Below are 19,739 nucleotides of genomic sequence, written 5' to 3'. Positions count from 1 at the left end.
CCTCTGATTTTTTAATGGGGGAACGGCCACAGACGCAACTTCTCTTTACCAATTTGCCACAGGCGCGCAAGGCCGTGAGGCTCGACGATCAGGAAAAATATAATCAACGCGCCGAACACCATCAGCTCCAGATTGGAGGCGACGCTGGTCGGCAGCGCAAGGCTATGCGCAACGACATTCAACAGCACCGGCAGCAGCACAATGAAAGCCGCGCCGAGGAAAGAACCCAGTACCGAACCGACGCCGCCAATGATAATCATGAACAGAATGCGGAACGACATATCGAGGTTGTACGCCTCCGGTTCCACTGTACCGAGGTAGGCATACGCATACAGCGCGCCGGCCACGCCGCAGTAGAAGGAGCTGACCGCAAACGCCAGCAGCTTGGTGCGCATCAGGCGGAAGCCGATCACTTCGGCCGCCACGTCCATGTCGCGCACGGCCATCCACGAGCGGCCGACGTTGGAGCGGATCATATTCTTGGCCAGCAGCGCCATCACGGTCACCACAGCCAGCACCAGCAGGTATTTGCGGTCCGGCGTATCGAAGGCGTAGCCGAGGATGACGATGGGCTGCGCGGTGATCACGCCGGAAGAACTGTAGTTGGTCAGGTAGGGAATCTTGGTCAGGCACCAGACTACGAAGAATTGCGTCGCCAGCGTGGCGGCGGCGAGGTAGAAGCCGCGTATGCGTAGCGACGGCAGGCCAAACGCGATGCCGACCAGCGCCGCGCTCAAGCCGCCCAGCACAAACGCCACCAGCACCGGCAAGCCCGGAATGCGCAGGATGAAGTTGTATGAGGCGAAGGCGCCCACCGCCATGAAGGCCGCCGTGCCGAGCGACAGCTGGCCTGCGTAGCCGGTCAGGATGTTGAGGCCCAGCGCGGCCAGCGCAAAAATCAGGAACGGGATCAGGATGGCGGACAGCACATACGGCGATGCGAGGGCCGGCACGGCGAGCACCGCGACCGCCAGCAGCGCCAGCAGCGCAACGCGGTCCTGCAAAATCGGGAAGATCTGGCCGTCGGCCTGATAGCTGGTTTTGAATTGTCCTGCTTCGCGGTAGAACATGCGTCAAATCCTCCGGATGATTTTTTCGCCGAACAGGCCTTCCGGCCGCACCAGCAGGAACAGCAAGGCCAGCACGTAAGGGAACCAGCCCTCGATGCCGCCGCCCACCATCGGGCCGATGTACACTTCGGCCATTTTTTCGGATGCGCCGATAATCAGGCCGCCGACAATCGCGCCGGGCATGGAAGTGAAGCCGCCGAGGATCAGCACCGGCAGTGCCTTCAACGCGACGAAGGTCAGCGCGAACTGCACGCCATTGCGCGCGCCCCACAGCATGCCCGCCACCAGTGCCACCAGCCCGGCCACCGCCCACAGCACGGCCCAGATGCGCTGCAGCGGAATGCCGACCGCCAGCGCTGCCTGGTGATCGTCGGCTACGGCGCGCAAGGCGCGGCCTACTTTGGTTTTCGAGAACAGCAGGGCCAGCGTCGTGACCAGCAGGCCGCATACCAGCGCCGCCATGATGTCGAATTGCGAGACGAGGATGTTGTAGTTGTCCATCAGGTACTGCGAAGGAACGTCTTCAATCGGCAGTTCCAGCTTGCGCACCTGCGCGCCGAACAGCAGCTGCGCCAGTCCCTCAATGAAAAACGCTAGCCCGATGGTCGCCATGAACAGCGTGATCTCCGGCTGGTTGACCAAAGGCCGCAGCACCACGCGCTCAATCGACAGGCCTAGCAAAATCATCACCGCCACCGTGATCGGCAGCGCTATCCACAGCGATACGCCCATCTTGTCCATCACGCCGACGCAGGTCAGCGCGGCGAAGTACACCATCGCGCCCTGTGCAAAGTTGAACACGCCGGAGGCTTTGTAGATCAGCACAAAACCGATCGCCACCAGCGCGTACATTACGCCGGACAGCAGGCCGCCGATCAGCACCTCAAAGAAGAAGTTAATGTTCACAGCCCACTCCAAGGTAAGCATTGATCACATCCTGATTGTCGCGCACTTCATCCGGCGTGCCGTCGCCGATTTTTTTGCCGTAGTCGAGCACCACCACGCGGTCCGAGATATCCATCACCACACCCATGTCATGCTCGATCAGCACGATGGTGGTGCCGAATTGGTCGTTCACGTCGAGGATAAAGCGGCACATGTCCTGCTTTTCTTCGACATTCATACCGGCCATCGGTTCGTCGAGCAGCAGGATTTCTGGCTCGGCGGCCAGCGCGCGGCCCAGCTCCACGCGCTTTTGCAGGCCGTAGGGCAGGCGGCCGACCGGCGTTTTGCGGATCGCCTGAATCTCGAGGAAGTCGATGATCTCCTCGGCCTTGATGCGGTGCGCGATTTCCTCGCGCCGCGCCGGACCCCAGTACAGCGCCTGCATCAGGAAGTTGGACTTCATCTTGAGGTTACGGCCGGTCATGATGTTGTCCAGCACCGTCATGCCCTTGAACAGCGCGATGTTCTGGAAGGTGCGGGCGATGCCGGATTTGGCGGCGGCGTAGCAATCCATGTTCTTGCGCACCTCGCCGTGGTAGACGATCTGTCCTTGCTGCGGGCGGTACACGCCGTTGATCACGTTGAGCATGGAGCTTTTGCCCGCGCCGTTCGGGCCGATGATGGCGCGGATCTCATGTTGGCGCACGTCGAAGGAAATATCGGTCAGCGCCTTCACGCCGCCGAAGGAGAGCGAGATATTTTTCAGGTCGAGGATGACCGGCCCGGTCTTGCGCTGACCGGCGCCGAAGTGGGCTTCTGGCTCGTTCATCTGCATGTTCGCCTCCGTCATGCCGCTGCCTGCACGGCAGGGTAGGTCTTGCACGGTTCGATCTTCAGGTCCGCTGCAACCACGCCGCTGCGGCCATCCTCAAATTTGACCTGCGTTTCGATGTATTGCGAGGTCTTGCCGCTGTAGAGCGCATCGATCAGCACCGCGTATTTCTCGGCAATGAACTTGCGGCGCACTTTGCGGGTGCGGGTCAGCTCATCGTCGTCGGGGTCGAGCTCCTTATGCAAAACCAGGTAGCGGTGGATTTGCGTGTCGCCCATGCCTGCTTCAGCCGCCAGGTCGGCGTTGACCTGCTCGACGCAATCGCGCACCAGCCCGTACACGGCAGGATGTGCGGCCAGGTCGGTGTAGCCCGAGTAAGCGATGCTGCGCCGTTCGGCCCAGTTACCGACCGCCTCCATGTCAATGTTGATGAAAGCGCACACCTCGTCGCGCTGGTGGCCGAACACCACCGCTTCCTTGATGAAGGGGAAGAACTTGAGCTTGTTCTCGACGTAGTTGGGCGCGAAGATGGCGCCGCTGTTCATGCGGCCGACGTCGGCGGCGCGGTCGATGATTTTCAGGTGGCCCTCGTGGTCGAACAGGCCAGCGTCGCCGGTGTGGAAATAGCCGTGCTGGTCGATGGCTTCGGCCGTCGCGTCCGGACGTTTGTAGTAACAGTCCATTAACGTCGGCGATTTAACGAGAACTTCACCGTTTTCGGCCAGTTTGACTTCCACGCCGGGTGCCGGCAGGCCAACGCTGTCGAACTTGATCTGGCCATCGGGCTGCAGGCAAATGTAGGCGCAAGTTTCGGTCGACCCGTAAAATTGCTTCAAGTTGACGCCAATTGAGCGATAAAAGCGGAACAGATCGGGGCCGATCGCGGCACCGGCCGTGTAGGCGACGCGGATGCGCGACATGCCGAGCACGTTTTTCAACGGGCCGTAGACCAGCAGCTTGCCCACGGCGTAGCGCAGGCGGTCGGCCAGCGGCACCGGCTTGTTGTCCAAAATTTGAGCACCGCAGCGGCGCGCCACGCCCATAAAGTAATGGAACATGCGGCGCTTGATGGCGCCAGCGTCTTCCATCCGGATCATCACCGTGGTCAGCATGTTTTCAAACACGCGCGGCGGGGCGAAGTAATAAGTGGGGCCGATTTCGCGCATGTCGGTCATCACGGTCTCGCCGGATTCCGGGCAGTTGACGGTGAAGCCTGCCGTCATCGCCTGCGCGAATGAGAACAGGCAGTCGCCCACCCAGGCCATTGGCAGGTAGGACAGGATATCTTCCGCGTCGGTGAGTTTTTCGAAGCCGACGCCGCCATCTCCCGCCGCCAGCAGCGCGGCGTGGGTCTGGCACACGCCCTTGGGCTTGCCGGTGGTACCGGAGGTGTACAGGATGATGGCGTTGTCGCCGGCCCGGCCCTCGGCCACCTGCGCTTCAAAGAAGCCGGGATGCGCCTGGTCCCAGGCGCGGCCCATTTCCTGTAGCTGGGCGAAGGACAGCAAACCTTGTTGGCGATAGTGGCGCATGCCGCGTTCGTCGTCGTAGGCGATGTGGCGTATGTGCGGATACAACGTTTGCAATTCGAGCAACTTGTCGACCTGTTCCTGGTCTTCCACAATGGCGTAATGGATTTCAGCGTTTTCCAGCACGTACGCCATGTCGGCTGCGGGGGCGTCCTGGTACAGCGGCACCGGCACGCCGCCCAGGCATTGGGCGGCCAGCATGGACCAGTACAGGCGTGGCCGGTTATCGCCGATGATGGCGAGATTCATGCCCCGCTCGAAGCCGAGCGCAGCCAAGCCGCAGGCGAGGGCGCGCACTTCGTCATTGACCTGGGACCAGGTCCAGCTTTGCCAGATGCCCAGATACTTTTCACGAAATGCGGGTTTCGCCGGCCTGACCTGGCCGTGCGCGAGCAAGCGGCGAGGAAAAGTCTCTTGTCCTGTTTGCACCAGTTGTCTCCTGTTGCTGTTTCTTTTTTGTGTGATGATATTAACGTGCTGCGAGAAGGCGAGTTGTCTTTTCGACGACAATTGAGTCACTTTTCTATGGTGCGTCGCAAAAATGTCAGATCGATATCCAATTACTTTGAAGGAAGCCCTGCGATCAGCGATCTGGGCCAAGGATTTGACGCCCGAACAAATGGCGCGCGTCGAGGCCGATACCTTCGAAACCTTTGTGCCGAAAGGTGGTTATGTTTGCCGCAAAGGCGAGATGGTAGAGAATTGGCTCGGTATTATCGACGGCATGGTGAAGATGAATAATTTCTCTTCCGATGGCAAAAGTGTGACTTTTACCGGGGTACCGCCGGGCGGCTGGTTTGGCGAGGGTACGGTTTTAAAAAACGAAGTGCTGAAATACGACGCGATGGCTTTACGCGATAGCCGGATTGCCCGCATGCCGGCCGCGACATTTATGTGGCTGCTCGATAATAGCTTGCCTTTTACGCGTTTCTTGCTGATGCAATTGAATGAGCGTCTGGGGCAGTTTATCGGCATGGTCGAGAATGACCGTTTATTAAATCCCGATACGCGGGTGGCGCGCTGCCTCGCTTCATTATTTCATTCGCATTTATATCCGGGCCTGGACAAAATCGTGCATATTTCGCAGGAGGAGTTGGGATTATTATCCGGTGCCTCGCGCCAGCGTGCGAACCAGGCGTTGCAGCTTTTGGAGAAGCAGGGATTGCTGAGTCTCGATTACGGCGGCATTCGCATCCTCGATTTGGAGGGATTACGGCGCTACGAGGCATAGCGCCTTTTTTTTCGCCCAAGTTATGCCAATTATTGGCGCGAACCTGCCAAAATCCGGCGCGCTAAGCCGCGTTCCGCAGTCTCTCCTGCCAGCGGTCTTGCATCTCCTGCAGCCTTATCCAGCTACCCACGGAACGCCCAATAACCTTGGAAAGCCGTTCAGCCATCGCTGGCGTAATGCGTGTTTGTCCATTTAAAAGACGATTAACAGTTGAGCGTGAGACGCCCAATTGTTCAGCAAATTCACGGGCGCCGATATTTTGAGGTTTCAAATACCATTCAACAATAAATTCACCGGGATTAGGGGGGATTGTACATTTCCATTAGTGATAATCCTCATAGTCAATAACATATGCATTTCCATTTTTGAATTCGAATGTTAGTCGCCAGTTGCCATTTACTTTAATAGACCAGCGTGGATTTTTCATTCCTTTCAGTAAGTGAAAAGCTAAACCCGGCTGATCCATATCATCCGGAGCCTCGGCGTATTCAATGCTACGAGTAAATTTTTTAGCTTCGTGGCATGATGAGGCTGGATTCCTCTCAGGCTACCAATTTCATAAAAATGACGTAATCCTTTGTGGCGAAATGGCGATCGTGATCAATATAGCTCCGCGTTGTTAACACAACAAGCTGAGCCATTTCATCATTTCATCATTTCGTCTACGCAGCCATTTAGCGGTAGATCAACTAATCGCGGTATCATAGGGGCAAGATATTTTGAGCTTTCCCATGAATACTCCAGACCCTTCCCAAGTCGTCGAGCGCCTGGCGCTGTTGCGAGCGGCGATGCGCCAGCAGCATATTGATGCGCTGATGGTCCCGTCCGCCGATCCGCACCTGTCCGAATATTTGCCCGAACGCTGGCAAGGCCGCGAATGGGCGTCCGGTTTCACCGGCTCGGTCGGCACCCTGATCGTGACCCCGGAATTCGCCGGCGTCTGGACCGACGCCCGTTATTGGACCCAGGCCGAACAGCAATTGGCCGATACCGGCATTCAGTTAATGAAGCTGACTTCCGGCGCCAGCGTGCAATATGTTGACTGGCTGGCAAGCCATCTGAAGTCTGGCCAGACGCTGGCCGTGGACGGCGCCGTGCTCGGCCTGGCCATCGCCCGCCTGCTGCAAACCGCGCTGGAGGCCAAAGACGTCAAACTGCGCACCGACCTTGACCTGCTGGACCACGTCTGGCCAGACCGTCCAGCTCTGCCGGCCGCGCCAATTTATGAACATCTGCCGCCGTACGCCTCGAAAAGCCGCAGCGGCAAGCTGGCCGAGCTGCGCGGCGCCATGCAGCAGGCCGGCGCCAATCGCCACCTGATCTCGACGCTGGACGACATCGCCTACCTGTTCAACTTGCGCGGCGCCGACGTCAACTTCAACCCGATTTTCCTGTCGCATGCCCTGGTAACCGTCACCCGTGCCACTTTATATGTGGCCGACGGCAAAATTTCGCCTGAATTGCGCGCCGCGCTGGCGGACGAGGGCATTGATGTCGCGCCGTACGCCTCGGCCGCGGCCGCGCTGGCCGCGTTGCCGGCCGATGCCGCCGTGCTGCTCGACCCTCGCCGCATCACCTATGGCACCCGCCAGTGGATTCCGGCCAAGGTTAAAGTCATCGAAGCGATCAACCCGAGCACGCTGGCCAAGTCGCGCAAAAGCGAGGCGGACGCGGTCCACGTGCGCGCCACGATGGAACAAGACGGCGCCGCCCTGTGCGAATTCTTCACTTGGCTGGAACACACCCTGTCCAACCCCGACCGCGCTCCACTGACCGAGCTGGAAATCGACCGGCAAATCACTGCTGCCCGCGCGCGCCGCCCCGGCTTCATCAGCCCGAGCTTCGCCACCATCGCCGGCTTTGGCGCCAATGGCGCGATCATGCACTACCGCGCCACCGAAGCGCGCCATGCCATCATCGACGGTAATAACCTGCTGCTGATCGATTCAGGTGGCCAATATCTGGGCGGCACCACCGACATCACCCGCGTGGTGGCAGTCGGCCAGATTACCGCCGAGCACCGCCGCGACTTCACGCTGGTGCTGAAAGGGATGATTGCCTTGTCGGCTGCCCGCTTCCCGCGCGGCGCCAGGTCGCCGATGCTGGACGCCATCGCCCGCGCGCCGCTGTGGGCCGAGGGGATGGACTTCGGTCACGGCACCGGCCACGGCGTCGGCTACTTCCTGAACGTGCACGAAGGTCCGCAATCGATCTCGCCATCGACCATGCCGGAACCGCAGACGGCGATGGAGCCGGGCATGATCACCTCGATCGAGCCGGGCTTGTACCGGCCCGGCCGCTGGGGTATCCGCATCGAAAACCTGGTGCTGAACCGCGCCGCCGGCCACACCGAGTTTGGGGAATTCCTCAGCTTTGAAACGCTGACGCTATGCCCGATCGACACCCGCTGCATCGACGCCACCCTGCTGCGCGAGGATGAAAAACGCTGGCTTAACGATTACCACGCCACGGTGCGCCAGCGCCTGTCGCCGCTCGTATCGGGCGCTGCGCTGGCGTGGCTGCAACAACGTACGGAGGCTGTATGAGCGCGCGCGCTACCCGGGCCACCTCGGCCGTCGATCGGCTGAAACGCCGCACCGGCAACCAGAAATACTCGATGTCGGTCACCGGCAGCGGCCACTTCTTCATCAGCGAAGGCGCCGGCAACCCGCCGCTGTGCGCGCCGATGGAGCTGGATGATTTCGTCGCCTTCGTCAACGGCATCGCCCCGGCAGCGCCCAAGCGGATCAGCAAGCTGGACGTCGCATTTGAGAAGCAATTAACTAAAAAATAAAGAGGCCCGTCATGCCCGCCATCGAATTCCTGCAAGCCTACTGGTCGCATTCCGAGATCGCCACCAACGCGGTGATCCTGCTGAACTTACTGGGGGCGCTGTTGCTGGGCTTGCTGGTCGGGTATGAGCGGTCCTACCACGGCCGCGCAGCCGGCATGCGCACCTACGGCCTGGTGTGCATGGCCTCGGCCGCGCTGACCGTGATCGGCGGCTATCCAGGACACTGGTTTGGCGGCCATGTGTCGCAGTACCTGGTGAATTCGGACCCGACCCGCGTCATCCAGGGCATCGTCACCGGCATCGGCTTTCTCGGCGCCGGCGTCATCATGCGCGAAGGCTTCAACATCAGCGGCCTGACCACGGCGGCCTCGATCTGGGCCTCGTCGGTGATCGGTGTGATGGTGGGGGTGGGCTTTTATATGGGCGCGATGGGGCTGGCCGCGCTGTGCGCCTGTTCGATGATTTACCTGACCAAGGTGGAAGCCTGGCTGCCGTCGCGTCACGCGATCGCCATCACCATGCGCTTCAAGGCCGGCTACAAGCCGCAGGAGCCGGCGCTACGGGCGATGGCGCTGCAACGCGGTTATGAAATCGCCGGCGGCTCAATGATGATAGGCAGCGAGGGCGGCATGCAGGAATGGCGCTTCGTCGCCATCGCCCTGAACAAGCATACTGGCGCGCCGATGGCGGTGTTATCGGCGGAGTTAGCCGAATTTGAGGGTATCCACAGCTTCCAGCTGACCCACGCACGCAATTGAATATGAATGCACAAGCACAGGCCGTCTTCGATTTCTGGTTCGCCGGCACGGAAGCCCAGCGCCGTGAATGGTTCCAAAAAGACGATGCCTTCGACCGCGAGATCGAGCAGCGCTTCGGCGACGAGATCGCGCAGGCGCTGGAGGGCGGGCTACGCCAGTGGGATGCCGAAGGCCCGCAAGCCGTGCTGGCGCGCATCCTGCTCCTCGATCAGTTTTGCCGCAACGTGCATCGCGGCACGCCGCTGGCGTTTGCCGGCGACCACCTGGCGCTGCAGGCGGCACTGGACATGATCGAGGCCGGTGGCGACCAACTGCTGTCGCCTTTGCAGCGCGCCTTTGTCTATCTGCCACTGGAGCATGCGGAAGACATGGCGATGCAAGACCGGGCGGTCGCCTTGTTCACACGCCTGGCCGAGAGCGGGGCCGGCAACCTGGGCCTGGCCGGCATGCTCGATTTCGCTGAGCGCCATCGAGCAGTGATACGCCGTTTCGGCCGCTTCCCGCATCGCAACGCCATCCTTGGCCGGCTATCGACGCCGGACGAACTGGCGTTTCTCAAGCAGCCGGGATCGGGGTTCTGATGGCGCAGACGGTCAATCTGATCGGCGCCGGTCATGTCGGCCGCGTGCTGGGCAAACTGCTGGCGGCACAAGGCTTCCGCATTCAGCAAGTGCTCACGCGTTCGGCAGCCTCGGCGCAGCAGGCGGTGGAGTTCATGGGCGCGGGCAGCGTGGCCAGCGGCTACCAGCAGTTGCAACCGGCCACCCTGCATGTGCTGGCGGTGGGCGATGACCAGATCGTGCCGGCTTGCGAAGCATTGGCGCGCGCCGTGCCGCTCAAGGGCAGCATCGTATTTCATTGCAGTGGCGCGCTGGCCTCGGACAAGCTGCAGGCCGCGCGCGAGGCCGGCGCGCTGGTCGCCAGCGTGCATCCGATCCGCAGCTTTGCCGATCCGGCGGCGGTGGCTGCCCAATTTTTGGGCACCTTTTGCGGCATCGAAGGCGACGAAGGCGCGCTGGCAGTGCTGACACCAGCGTTGCGGGCTATCGGCGCGCAGCCGGTGCCGATCGATGCCGCCGCCAAGACGGTGTACCACGCGGCGGCGGTGTTTGCGAGTAATTATCTGGTAACGGTGCTGGACGCCGCCCTGCGCGCCTATCAGGCGGCCGGCATCCCCGAGCCGGTGGCGCGCCAACTGGCGCAGCCGCTGGCCAGCGAATCGATGGCAAATGTGTTCCGGCTTGGCGCCGCCGCCGCGCTCAGCGGTCCCATTGCGCGCGGCGATATGGCGACGGTGGCGCGCCAGCAGCAGGCGGTCAGTGCGTGGGATGAGCCGACCGGAGCGTTGTATCGGGCGCTTGTTGCGCCGACCACGGACTTGGCACAAAGAAAACAGCAGAAATAAGCGATTGGAGCTTAACTCCTTGCAAATTACTACTTAACAACTATATTTTAAGTAGATGTGCGCTAGCCTGGGACACAGGTTTGCAGTTGTATTGCTACGAATTCACAAAAATAAGTACGGGATCAGTCGACAAACCTCGGAATTAGCAATAAGCTTGATTCTTAGAATGTTTTCTACAAGAATCAAGTTGCAAGCTTAACCGGCGCAAAATCTGGATAGTAGGGGTAAGAACATGTTATTTCTGAAAAGTACGACCGTAACGAAAGCGCCTGGGATCTACGACGTTGACGTCGCTGCCAAGCCGCCCGGCAAAACCTTCGGCGTGTTCATCGCCACCGATCCGGACAATCCACCGACTGAAGTGCTGGCAGCGTTGACCGCAATGGGTTTCAAGCAGACCTACAGCGGCGGCTACACCCACAAGGACCGCGGCAAGGTGCTGGACCTGCACTTCCAGAAAGCCGGCACCGACCTGTTCGAAGGCTGGAAAGCGGAAGAGCTGGAATCGAACATGGCGGCCATCAACGCCCTGTTCAACGGCGTCGGCATCACCATCACGCCGCGCGTGATGAGCCTGGCCGAAGCCTACGCTTAATCAACGCTGACGTGGTAAAGCCCCCACGGGCATAGGCCGAACCGGTCGGAGACCGGCTTGGCTGCCATTTCCGGGACCTTATCCGCTTCATACACGGCCCACAGCGGACCCAAACCGCCCAGCGCCATCGGTGCGCCATCCAGATGGGTGGCAACGATGTAGCGTTGCGCCTTCGCTTGCGCCACCGTCACCGTCGCTGCAAAGCCATCGATTGCGCGCAGCACCAGTTTGGTGTTGTCGTTGAGTTTGGCGCCGGCCGCCTTCATCACATCCACCAGCAGCGGACCGCGCAGCGTATGCGGCTTGCCGTCGTATTCCAGCGTCGGCTTGATGGTGATGGCCGGCAGCGCCGCCAATGCGGCAAAATCGAAGCCGAAAGCCTTGTCGAAGCTGAGCTTTTGCTTGTACATCAGCTGGTCGCGCACCGGATCCAGCTTGCCGCGATTGCCTGCGCCGATGGCGCCGGTGACGGTCAGCAGGGTAGGGCCGCTGGCGGCGGCCGCGTGGGCCGGTGCGGCGAGAGTGGTAGCCCAGCCGGCTAGCGTTGCCGTGGCGGCCGTGCCCAGGAACTGGCGTTTCTTCATGCAGGTCACTCCTTGATTGCGTAGTGCCGGTATCATACCGCGCATGGACTTATTTGCCGACGACGCCAGCCTCACGCCGATCCCGATCGAGGATGGCGAACTGTGGTTCCAGCAGCGGCTGGCGCTGGACCTGGCGCCGGACGAGGTGATGCGCCGCCTCTTGGCTGAGACCGATTGGCGCGCCGAGCAGATCCAGGTCTGGGGCAAATTGCACATGCAACCGCGTTTGTCGGCCTGGCATGGCGAGGCCAGCTACCGCTATTCCGGCAAGACCTTCCATCCGCAGCCGTTCACCGCGCTGCAACTGCATATCAAACAGGCGGTCGAGCGCGCCACCGGGCGGCGCTTCAACAGCGTGCTGCTCAATTACTACCGCGACGAGCGCGACAGCATGGGTTTCCATGCCGATGACGAGCGCGAGCTGGGGCCGGAACCGGCCATCGCCTCGGTCAGCTTCGGCGCGCCACGCACCTTCATCCTCAAGCACCGCACGCTGCCAAAAACCGTCAAGCTGGCGCTGGGCGACGGCTGCCTGCTGCTGATGGCGGGTACTTTGCAGCAGCACTGGCTGCATGGCATCAACAAGGAACGCACGCCGCGCGGGCCGCGCGTCAACCTGACTTTCCGGCTGATTGACTAGCACGTCAGGTTGTTGGAAGTGCGTCACAGTCTGTCCAAAGCGAGGCCGAAATTTGCAGCACGATGAACTGCGCGCAGCCTGAGCGCTGTATGGTTATTCCATAAAACAAGGAGGAGACATACATGTTTAGCAAAATGAAAGTTGGGACCAAGCTGATCCTTGGATTCACGAGTATTTCGGTGATTGGCGCCATCGTCGCCTGCATCGGCGTCTACAGCATGAGCAAGTTCAACAGCGCCGCCGACAGCATGTACCGCGAGGATCTGGTGGGGCTCTCCTACATCAAGGAAGCCAACATCAACCTGATTTACGTGGGCCGGGCACGCACCACCTTCCTGGCCGCGCGCACGGCAGAGGAACGCGCCAAAGTCCGTGCCGACGCACAGAAATACCTGGCCAACATGAATGACCTGCTGGCCAAGGCGCGCCCCTTGTTTGTCGCGCCGGAAGGACAGAAGCTGCTGGCTGATTATGTCGAGCCAGCGAAGGAATATGAGCGCCTGATTACGGCAGCCTTCGACAGCGCCCAGGGCGAAGCACTGGCCCAGCGTACCGAGGAAGCCGATCGTGCCCAGTCGGCCGCGCGCGCGCAGGCCGACCGCCTGGACAAAATGCTGGATGCACTGACCGACCTGAAAGAATCGCGCGCGGCCGCCAAGGCCAGGAACACCAGCGAACTCTACAGTTTTAGCCTGACGCTGATGCTGGGCCTGGTGGTGGCCAGCCTGGGCGCCGGGCTGGCGCTGGGCTTCATCATCACGCGCGCCCTGACCCGCCAGCTCGGCGGCGAGCCGGCCGAGGTGGCGCAGGTCGCCAGCCAGATCGCGGACGGCGACCTGACTGTCGAGGTGGCATTGCGGCAGGACGACAGCCGCAGCGTGCTGTACGCCATGAAGTCCATGCGCGACAGCCTGGGCGGCATCGTCGGACAGGTGCGGGTCGGCACTGACACCATCGCCACCGCCTCGGCGGAAATCGCCAGCGGCACCCAGGATTTGTCGGCGCGCACCGAGGAACAAGCCGGCGCGCTGGAAGAGACCGCGTCGTCGATGGAAGAATTGACCTCGACCGTCAAAGCCAATGCCGACAACGCGCGCCAGGCCAACGAGCTGGCCCGATCGGCGTCGACCGTGGCGCTCCGGGGCGGCGCGGTGGTGGACGAGGTGATCGGCACGATGGGCGCCATCAACGAATCGTCCGGCAAGATCGCAGACATCATCGGCGTGATTGACGGCATCGCCTTCCAGACCAACATCCTGGCCCTGAATGCAGCAGTGGAAGCGGCGCGCGCCGGCGAGCAGGGCCGCGGCTTCGCGGTGGTGGCGTCGGAGGTGCGCACGCTGGCGCAGCGCTCGGCCACGGCGGCCAAGGAAATCAAGCAGCTCATTGACGAGTCGGTCAGCAAGGTGGGCGCCGGCGCGCGCCAGGTGGACGAGGCCGGCGTGACCATGCGCGAAATCGTCGCCAGCATCCAGCGCGTGACCGCCATCATGGCCGACATCCAGGCCGCCAGCAGCGAGCAAACCACCGGCATCGAGCAGATCAACCAGGCCATCGTGCAGATGGACCAGGTGACGCAGCAGAACGCAGCGCTGGTGGAAGAGTCGGCGGCGGCGTCGGAAGCGATGCAGGAGCAGGCGCGCAAGCTGGCGGAACTGGTCAGCGTGTTCCGCGTGCAGCAGGGGACGGCCGCGCTGGCGGCGCCGCGCACGGCCCCGCGCGTGACGGCCAGGCCGGCACCGAAAGCGGCCGCCAAGCCAACGCCGCGCCTCGCCCGGCCAAGCCCTTCCAGGGCAGCCGTTAAAGAATCGACAACGGATTGGGAGGAATTTTAAGCTCGTTTTAAGTTTGGTGCATCTTGAAATTCGCCAATGATCGTTTGGCTTACATCTCGTCACACTTCTTACTAATTCGGTGGCCACAGGTGTTGGTTGGAGTGCTATCTTGGACACATCGCAATTCATAGCAACTGCGATCCCAAGCAAGTTCCGTTTCAACCATTTTGCTGAAAGATCAACATCATGAAAAAAATTCTGTTCGCCTTAGTCGCTTCCGCCGCCGCCCTGGGTGGTACTTCTGCTTACGCTCAATCGAACACGCAAGACGCCGCCGGCACCGCTTACATCGGTGCTGGCGTGGTCGGCAGCCGTTACGATTTCGACACCGCTGGCGCTGGCGCTGTCAGCGGCGACAACCACAGCGGCACCAAGGCTGCCGGCAAGATCTACGGTGGCTACAACATCGACCAGACCTGGGCAGTGGAAGCCGGCTACACCGACTTCGGCAAGCGCAGCTACAACTACACCCAAGGCGGCGCCGCTGGCGGCCTGAACACCGACGCGCACTCGTACTACGTTGCCGGTAAAGGCACCTGGCCGGTGGCCCGCGACTTTGCCGTGTTCGGCAAACTGGGCGTGGCGCGCAACCACAATGAAGTGACCACCAGCGGCATCGCCTCGGTCAGCGGCAGCGACAACAAAACCGCGCTGTACGCTTCGGTGGGCGGTGAGTACGCCATCAACAAAAACGTGAAAGTCTCGCTGGAGTACGAAAACTACGGCAAGAACGACATCGACACCGGCCGCAAAGCCGGCGCCATCACCGCCGGCCTGCGCTACAACTTCTAATTGCCGTGCATGAAAAAAAAGCCTGCGTAAGCAGGCTTTTTTTATGGCCGATCAGTTGGTCAGCGGCTTGTAGCGGATGCGTTTTGGTTTGGCGCCTTCTTCGCCCAGGCGTTTCTTCTTGTCGGCTTCGTACTCTTGGTAGTTACCGTCGAAGAAGGTGACCTGGGAGTTGCCTTCGAATGCCAGGATGTGGGTGGCGATGCGGTCCAGGAACCAGCGATCGTGCGAGATCACCATCACGGAACCGGCGAATTCCAGCAGCGCATCTTCCAGCGCGCGCAGGGTTTCCACGTCCAGATCGTTGGACGGTTCATCCAGCAGCAGGACGTTGCCGCCCTTGAGCAGGGTCTTGGCCAGGTGCAGACGGCCGCGCTCACCACCGGACAGGTTGCCGACGATCTTTTGCTGGTCGCCGCCCTTGAAGTTGAAACGGCCCAGGTAGGCGCGCGATGGCATTTCGAAGCGGCCCACGCTCAGCACGTCGGCGCCGCCGGACACGTCTTCAAACACGGTCTTGGCATCCGACAGCTTGTCGCGGCTCTGGTCGACCAGCGAGATTTTCGCGGTCTTGCCGATCACCACTTCACCGCTGTCCGGCTGGTCGATACCGGCGATCATCTTGAACAGGGTCGATTTACCGGCGCCGTTCGGGCCGATGATGCCGACGATGGCGCCTGGCGGAATCGTGAACGAGACGTTGTCCAGCAGCAGGCGGTCGCCAAAGCCTTTCGAGACGTTCTTGAACTCGATCACTTCATTGCCCAGACGCTCGGCCACAGGGATGAAGATCTCCTGGGTCTCGTTACGCTTCTGGTATTCGTACTCGCTCAGTTCGTTGAAGCGGGCCAGACGGGCTTTCGACTTGGCCTGGCGCGCCTTCGGATTCTGGCGCGACCATTCCAGTTCTTTTTGCAGCGCGCGCTGGCGGGCCGATTCGGTGGCTTCTTCCTGCTTCAGGCGGTCCTGTTTCTGATCCAGCCACGACGAGTAGTTGCCTTTCCACGGGATGCCGTGGCCACGGTCCAGTTCCAGGATCCACTCGGCGGCGTTGTCGAGGAAGTAGCGGTCGTGGGTGATGCCGACCACGGTGCCAGGGAAGCGCAGCAGGAACTGTTCGAGCCATTCGACGGACTCGGCGTCCAGGTGGTTGGTCGGTTCGTCGAGCAGCAGCATGTCCGGCTTGGACAGCAGCAGTTTGCACAGCGCCACGCGGCGCTTCTCACCACCGGACAGCACGCCGATCTTGGCGTCCCACGGCGGCAGGCGCAGCGCGTCGGCGGCCATTTCCAGTTGCAGGTTCAGGTTGCCGCCATCGGACGACGAGATGATCGCTTCCAGGCGCGCCTGCTCGGCGGCCAGCGCGTCGAAGTCGGCGTCTTCTTCGGCGTAGGCGGCGTACACGGCGTCCAGCTTGGCTTGCGCTTCAAACGCTTCGCCCAGGCCCGACTCGACTTCCTGGCGCACGGTTTTTTCCGGATCCAGCTGCGGTTCCTGCGGCAGGTAGCCGATGTTCAGGCCCGGCATCGGGCGTGCTTCGCCCTGGATGTCGGTATCGATGCCTGCCATAATTTTAAGCAAGGTCGACTTACCGGAGCCGTTCAGGCCCAGCACGCCGATTTTCGCGCCCGGGAAGAAGGACAGCGAAATATCTTTCAGAATCTGGCGCTTGGGCGGGACGATTTTGCCCACGCGGTTCATGGTATAGACGTAATTTGCCATTGAGAATCTCTGTGAAGGTGAAATGCAGGGAAGGACGACAGGATACGATAAATCCCGCCATCTTCCCACTATTTAGCGCGTTTCGAGGCCCACCAGCCCTCGGCCACGTACAGGATCAGCGCCGCCCAGATGACCAGGAAGCCGGCCAGGCGGTCGGCCGTGAACGCTTCGTGGAACACCCACACGCCCAGCAGCGCCTGCATGGTCGGCGACAGGTACTGCAACAAGCCCAGCACCGCCATCGGGATCTTGCGCGCCCCGGCCGCGAACAGCAGCAGCGGAATCGCGGTGATCGGACCGGCGGCGGCCAGCAGCCAGCGGGTGCTGTCGTGCGGCGTGTTGATGAAGGTGTTCTGGCCGTGGAAGCCCAGCCACAGCACATACACCAGCGCCAGCGGGAACAAAATCAGGGTTTCCAGCGACAGGCCTTCGAGTGCCGCCAGTGCTGCCATCTTGCGCAGCAGGCCGTAGGCGCCGAAGGTGATGCCTAAAATCAAGGCAATCCACGGCAGCTGGCCCGCTTGCCAGGTCAGCCAGGCCACGCCGCCGGCCGCCACGCCGATCGCCAGCCACTGCGCCCGGCGCAGCTTTTCCTTCAGCACGATCAGTCCCAGCAGCACGTTGACCAGCGGGTTGATGAAGTAGCCGAGGCTGGCGTCGATCACGTGGCCATTGTTCACCGACCAGATGTAGACGCCCCAGTTGGCCGTCAGCAGCAGCGCGCTGGCGACAAAACTGAGCAGGATGCGCGGCTGTTGCAGCACCTTGGGCAGCCATTTCCACTGCTGGCGCGCGGTCAGCACGATCACCAGGAAGGCCAGCGACCACAGCATGCGGTGGGCCAGGATTTCCAGCGGCGGCACTTCGCTGATGGCGTGGAAATACAGCGGGAACAGGCCCCAGCAGAGGAAGGCCGAGGTGGCGTACAAAATACCTGTGTTCATGTGGATTAACGGCAAAAAGGGCGGGGCGGTCTGCCATTATCGCTCATCTAGCAAATCCTGGCCGGAGCGGCGTACACTCTCGGTATTGAACATTTGGAACGTCCGGGAACCACTTCGTATGCCAAAATCTCCTTGCCTTTTACATAGGCTTGACCTATTGTGCAATGCACCAAAACAACAACAGGTGCAATCTTGACCGAGCAACACAAGAAAAGCAGTCTCGCGGCACTCACGCTGGCGGCTGTCGGCATTGTCTATGGCGACATCGGTACCAGCCCTCTCTACACCCTCAAAACCGTCTTCGATCCCGAGCATGGACTGGCCCTGACCGAGGGCAACCTGCTGGGCATCATCTCCCTGATTTTCTGGGGCCTGACCATCATCGTCTCGCTCAAATACGTGAGCCTGGTGCTGCGCGCCGACAACCGTGGCGAGGGCGGCATCATGGCGCTGATGGCCCTGGCGCTCAATTCCGTCACCAAGGCCGCGCCCAAGTGGCACTACCCGCTGATGCTGCTCGGCGTGTTTGGCGCCACCATGTTCTACGGCGACAGCGTGATTACCCCGGCCATTTCGGTGCTGGGCGCGATCGAGGGCCTGGAAGTGGCCGCGCCGGGGCTGGAACAGTACATCGTGCCGCTCACCATCATCGTGCTGATCTCGCTGTACGCCATGCAGCGCCACGGCACCGCCGGCATCGGCCGCTTCTTCGGCCCGATCATGGTGGTGTGGTTTGCCGCGCTGGCGGTGATGGGCGTGGTCAACATCGTGGAAGCGCCGCAGATCCTGTTCGCGCTGAATCCATTCCGCGCGCTGACCTTCATGTATGAAAACCGCATGATCGCCTTCGTCGCGCTGGGCGCGGTGGTGCTGGCGCTGACCGGCGCCGAGGCGCTGTACGCCGACATGGGCCACTTCGGCAAAAAGCCGATCCGCGCCGCCTGGTTCCTGATCGTGTTCCCGGCGCTGGCGCTGAACTACCTCGGCCAGGGCGCGCTGCTGCTGACGCATCCGGGCGCGGTGGACAATCCCTTCTTCCACCAGCTGGGCGAGTGGGCGGTGTATCCGCTGGTGGTGCTGTCGACGGCGGCGGCGGTGATCGCCTCGCAGGCCACCATCTCCGGCACCTTCTCGATGACCAAGCAAGCCATCGCGCTGGGCCTGCTGCCGCGCATGCGCATCCAGCACACCTCGGAGAGCGAGATCGGCCAGATCTACATCCCGGCGGTCAACTGGCTGCAGCTGGGCGTGGTGCTGCTGGCGGTGATCGGCTTTGGCTCGTCCGACAAGCTGGCCGGCGCCTACGGCATCGCCGTGACCGCCACCATGCTGGCCACCACCGTGCTGACCTTCTTCGTGATCCGCTACCGCTGGCACCTGCCGCTGGCGCTGTGCTTCGGCGCCACCGGCTTCTTCCTGGCGCTGGACATCTCGCTGTTCTCGGCCAGCACCCTGAAGCTGTTCCACGGCGGCTGGTTCCCGCTGCTGCTGGGCGTGGTGCTGTTCACCGTGATGCTGACCTGGAAGCGCGGCCGCGAGCTGGTGTTTGAAAACCTGCAAAAGCACGCGATTCCGCTGGAAGAGTTCCTGTCCTCGCTGTTCGTGGCGCCGCCGACGCGCGTGTACGGCACCGCCATCTTCATGCGCGGCGAAAGCGACGGCGTGCCGCACGCGCTGCTGCACAACCTGTCGCACAACAAGGTGCTGCACGAGCGCGTGGTGTTCCTGACCGTGCACATCATCGAGGAGCCTTACGTGGCGGAAGCGGAGCAGGTCAAGGTTACCGACCTGGGCCACCAGTGCTACCAGGTCAGCGTCTACTACGGCTTCAAGGACGAACCGGACATCCCGCGCGCGCTGCAGCTGTGCGAGTGCCTGGGCCTGCCGTTCGAGATGATGGAGACCTCCTTCTTCATCGCCCGCCAGACTGTGATCTCGTCGCCCGGCTCCGGCATGGCGACCTGGCGCGAACACCTGTTCGTGGCCATGTCGCGCAATGCGCGCGGCGCCGCCGACTACTACCAGATTCCGCCCAACCGCGTGATCGAACTTGGCACGCAAGTGGAAATTTGAAGACAAAATAATGTAACTGAATGTAGTGCCCGGAGTGGAAGCGGCGCGGTCTG

At 61.6% G+C, this 19,739-nt stretch carries 20 protein-coding genes; 11 read left to right on the top strand and 9 right to left on the bottom strand.

What is annotated here, in order from left to right:
• Positions 1-11: 11 nt before the first annotated feature.
• The 4 genes from BMZ70_RS25040 to BMZ70_RS25025 are packed head-to-tail and all read right to left on the bottom strand — an operon-like array spanning position 12 to position 4,748.
• Positions 12-1,070 carry a branched-chain amino acid ABC transporter permease gene (locus BMZ70_RS25040; RefSeq protein WP_092280657.1) on the bottom strand — a complete coding sequence of 353 codons (1,059 nt, stop codon included), beginning with the start codon at positions 1,068-1,070 and terminating at the stop codon, positions 12-14.
• A gap of 3 nt (positions 1,071-1,073) precedes the next feature.
• Positions 1,074-1,970, bottom strand: a complete 897-nt coding sequence (locus BMZ70_RS25035) for a branched-chain amino acid ABC transporter permease (RefSeq protein ID WP_165403595.1) — start codon at positions 1,968-1,970, stop codon at positions 1,074-1,076.
• Positions 1,966-2,790, bottom strand: a complete 825-nt coding sequence (locus BMZ70_RS25030; RefSeq protein ID WP_229205586.1) for an ABC transporter ATP-binding protein — start codon at positions 2,788-2,790, stop codon at positions 1,966-1,968. Before BMZ70_RS25030 ends, BMZ70_RS25035 begins: the two co-directional genes overlap by 5 nt.
• A gap of 11 nt (positions 2,791-2,801) precedes the next feature.
• Positions 2,802-4,748: an AMP-binding protein gene (locus BMZ70_RS25025; RefSeq protein WP_207231571.1), complete on the bottom strand. Its 1,947-nt coding sequence runs from the start codon at positions 4,746-4,748 to the stop codon at positions 2,802-2,804.
• A 109-nt stretch (positions 4,749-4,857) separates the two neighbouring features.
• On the opposite strand from BMZ70_RS25025, the gene BMZ70_RS25020 reads away from it, so the two are divergent.
• Positions 4,858-5,547, top strand: a complete 690-nt coding sequence (locus BMZ70_RS25020; RefSeq protein ID WP_092280649.1) for a Crp/Fnr family transcriptional regulator — start codon at positions 4,858-4,860, stop codon at positions 5,545-5,547.
• 61 nt (positions 5,548-5,608) lie between these two features.
• On the opposite strand, the gene BMZ70_RS29370 is transcribed toward BMZ70_RS25020, so the two are convergent.
• Both BMZ70_RS29370 and BMZ70_RS29255 read right to left on the bottom strand, forming a co-directional pair.
• A complete protein-coding gene (locus BMZ70_RS29370) occupies positions 5,609-5,857 on the bottom strand; it encodes a HigA family addiction module antitoxin (protein WP_092280647.1) in 249 nt (82 codons plus the stop codon).
• Between the two features lie 12 nt (positions 5,858-5,869).
• A complete protein-coding gene (locus BMZ70_RS29255) occupies positions 5,870-6,013 on the bottom strand; it encodes a type II toxin-antitoxin system RelE/ParE family toxin (protein ID WP_307184375.1) in 144 nt (47 codons plus the stop codon).
• 265 nt (positions 6,014-6,278) lie between these two features.
• Here BMZ70_RS29255 and BMZ70_RS25005 point away from each other — a divergent pair, with 265 nt between their 5' ends.
• From BMZ70_RS25005 to BMZ70_RS24980, 6 genes are all read left to right on the top strand, one after another.
• A complete protein-coding gene (locus BMZ70_RS25005) occupies positions 6,279-8,093 on the top strand; it encodes an aminopeptidase P family protein (protein WP_092280645.1) in 1,815 nt (604 codons plus the stop codon).
• The gene (locus tag BMZ70_RS25000) at positions 8,090-8,341 is read left to right on the top strand and encodes a hypothetical protein (protein ID WP_092280643.1); all 252 of its coding nucleotides are present in this window, start codon (positions 8,090-8,092) and stop codon (positions 8,339-8,341) included. The genes BMZ70_RS25005 and BMZ70_RS25000 overlap by 4 nt, the downstream gene beginning before the upstream one ends.
• 11 nt (positions 8,342-8,352) lie before the next feature.
• Positions 8,353-9,099, top strand: coding sequence for an MgtC/SapB family protein (locus tag BMZ70_RS24995; protein WP_092280641.1), 747 nt, complete (start codon positions 8,353-8,355; stop codon positions 9,097-9,099).
• Between the two features lie 2 nt (positions 9,100-9,101).
• Positions 9,102-9,680, top strand: coding sequence for a DUF924 family protein (locus BMZ70_RS24990; protein ID WP_165403575.1), 579 nt, complete (start codon positions 9,102-9,104; stop codon positions 9,678-9,680).
• Positions 9,680-10,504, top strand: coding sequence for a Rossmann-like and DUF2520 domain-containing protein (locus BMZ70_RS24985; protein WP_092280637.1), 825 nt, complete (start codon positions 9,680-9,682; stop codon positions 10,502-10,504). The genes BMZ70_RS24990 and BMZ70_RS24985 overlap by 1 nt, the downstream gene beginning before the upstream one ends.
• Before the next feature lie 232 nt (positions 10,505-10,736).
• The gene (locus BMZ70_RS24980) at positions 10,737-11,099 is read left to right on the top strand and encodes a hypothetical protein (protein WP_092280635.1); all 363 of its coding nucleotides are present in this window, start codon (positions 10,737-10,739) and stop codon (positions 11,097-11,099) included.
• On the opposite strand, the gene BMZ70_RS24975 is transcribed toward BMZ70_RS24980, so the two are convergent.
• On the bottom strand, positions 11,096-11,683 hold the full coding sequence (locus tag BMZ70_RS24975; protein WP_092280633.1) for a putative pterin-binding protein: 588 nt from the start codon (positions 11,681-11,683) through the stop codon (positions 11,096-11,098). The genes BMZ70_RS24980 and BMZ70_RS24975 overlap by 4 nt on opposite strands.
• A gap of 43 nt (positions 11,684-11,726) precedes the next feature.
• Between BMZ70_RS24975 and BMZ70_RS24970 the strand changes: the two genes are divergently transcribed.
• The 3 genes from BMZ70_RS24970 (at position 11,727) to BMZ70_RS24960 (ending at position 14,950) form a co-directional block, all read left to right on the top strand.
• Positions 11,727-12,323 (top strand): alpha-ketoglutarate-dependent dioxygenase AlkB family protein, encoded by a 597-nt coding sequence (locus BMZ70_RS24970; RefSeq protein WP_092280631.1) that lies wholly within the window; start codon positions 11,727-11,729, stop codon positions 12,321-12,323.
• A 122-nt stretch (positions 12,324-12,445) separates the two neighbouring features.
• Entirely contained in the window at positions 12,446-14,158 is a 1,713-nt protein-coding gene (locus BMZ70_RS29250) for a methyl-accepting chemotaxis protein (protein WP_092280629.1), read from the top strand.
• Between the two features lie 186 nt (positions 14,159-14,344).
• A complete protein-coding gene (locus BMZ70_RS24960; RefSeq protein WP_092280627.1) occupies positions 14,345-14,950 on the top strand; it encodes an outer membrane beta-barrel protein in 606 nt (201 codons plus the stop codon).
• A gap of 51 nt (positions 14,951-15,001) precedes the next feature.
• Here the strand turns inward: BMZ70_RS24960 and ettA are convergent, their stop codons facing one another.
• Together ettA and rarD are read right to left on the bottom strand one after the other, a co-directional pair.
• Entirely contained in the window at positions 15,002-16,669 is a 1,668-nt protein-coding gene (ettA, locus tag BMZ70_RS24955) for an energy-dependent translational throttle protein EttA (protein WP_072782810.1), read from the bottom strand.
• A 68-nt stretch (positions 16,670-16,737) separates the two neighbouring features.
• Entirely contained in the window at positions 16,738-17,613 is an 876-nt protein-coding gene (gene rarD / locus BMZ70_RS24950) for an EamA family transporter RarD (RefSeq protein ID WP_092280625.1), read from the bottom strand.
• Between the two features lie 192 nt (positions 17,614-17,805).
• On the opposite strand from rarD, the gene BMZ70_RS24945 reads away from it, so the two are divergent.
• Positions 17,806-19,686: a potassium transporter Kup gene (locus tag BMZ70_RS24945; RefSeq protein WP_092280623.1), complete on the top strand. Its 1,881-nt coding sequence runs from the start codon at positions 17,806-17,808 to the stop codon at positions 19,684-19,686.
• Positions 19,687-19,739: the final 53 nt, after the last annotated feature.

This window comes from Duganella sp. CF402 (assembly GCF_900109645.1).
Taxonomy (GTDB): domain Bacteria; phylum Pseudomonadota; class Gammaproteobacteria; order Burkholderiales; family Burkholderiaceae_D; genus Rugamonas.
Note: the sequence above shows the minus strand (reverse complement) of the source record. Positions and strands in the feature narration are given on the sequence as shown.

Bases quoted from the DNA above. Each gene is read 5' to 3' on its own strand.
- BMZ70_RS24995 (WP_092280641.1), top strand. From the start codon at position 8,353: ATGCCCGCCATCGAATTCCTGCAAGCCTACTGGTCGCATTCCGAGATC.
- BMZ70_RS25020 (WP_092280649.1), top strand. From the start codon at position 4,858: ATGTCAGATCGATATCCAATTACTTTGAAGGAAGCCCTGCGATCAGCG.
- BMZ70_RS25000 (WP_092280643.1), top strand. From the start codon at position 8,090: ATGAGCGCGCGCGCTACCCGGGCCACCTCGGCCGTCGATCGGCTGAAA.
- ettA (WP_072782810.1), bottom strand. From the start codon at position 16,669: ATGGCAAATTACGTCTATACCATGAACCGCGTGGGCAAAATCGTCCCG.
- BMZ70_RS25030 (WP_229205586.1), bottom strand. From the start codon at position 2,790: ATGCAGATGAACGAGCCAGAAGCCCACTTCGGCGCCGGTCAGCGCAAG.
- BMZ70_RS24975 (WP_092280633.1), bottom strand. From the start codon at position 11,683: ATGAAGAAACGCCAGTTCCTGGGCACGGCCGCCACGGCAACGCTAGCC.
- BMZ70_RS29250 (WP_092280629.1), top strand. From the start codon at position 12,446: ATGTTTAGCAAAATGAAAGTTGGGACCAAGCTGATCCTTGGATTCACG.
- BMZ70_RS24980 (WP_092280635.1), top strand. From the start codon at position 10,737: ATGTTATTTCTGAAAAGTACGACCGTAACGAAAGCGCCTGGGATCTAC.
- BMZ70_RS24970 (WP_092280631.1), top strand. From the start codon at position 11,727: ATGGACTTATTTGCCGACGACGCCAGCCTCACGCCGATCCCGATCGAG.
- rarD (WP_092280625.1), bottom strand. From the start codon at position 17,613: ATGAACACAGGTATTTTGTACGCCACCTCGGCCTTCCTCTGCTGGGGC.
- BMZ70_RS25040 (WP_092280657.1), bottom strand. From the start codon at position 1,070: ATGTTCTACCGCGAAGCAGGACAATTCAAAACCAGCTATCAGGCCGAC.
- BMZ70_RS24985 (WP_092280637.1), top strand. From the start codon at position 9,680: ATGGCGCAGACGGTCAATCTGATCGGCGCCGGTCATGTCGGCCGCGTG.
- BMZ70_RS24990 (WP_165403575.1), top strand. From the start codon at position 9,102: ATGAATGCACAAGCACAGGCCGTCTTCGATTTCTGGTTCGCCGGCACG.
- BMZ70_RS25005 (WP_092280645.1), top strand. From the start codon at position 6,279: ATGAATACTCCAGACCCTTCCCAAGTCGTCGAGCGCCTGGCGCTGTTG.
- BMZ70_RS24960 (WP_092280627.1), top strand. From the start codon at position 14,345: ATGAAAAAAATTCTGTTCGCCTTAGTCGCTTCCGCCGCCGCCCTGGGT.
- BMZ70_RS29255 (WP_307184375.1), bottom strand. From the start codon at position 6,013: ATGGATCAGCCGGGTTTAGCTTTTCACTTACTGAAAGGAATGAAAAAT.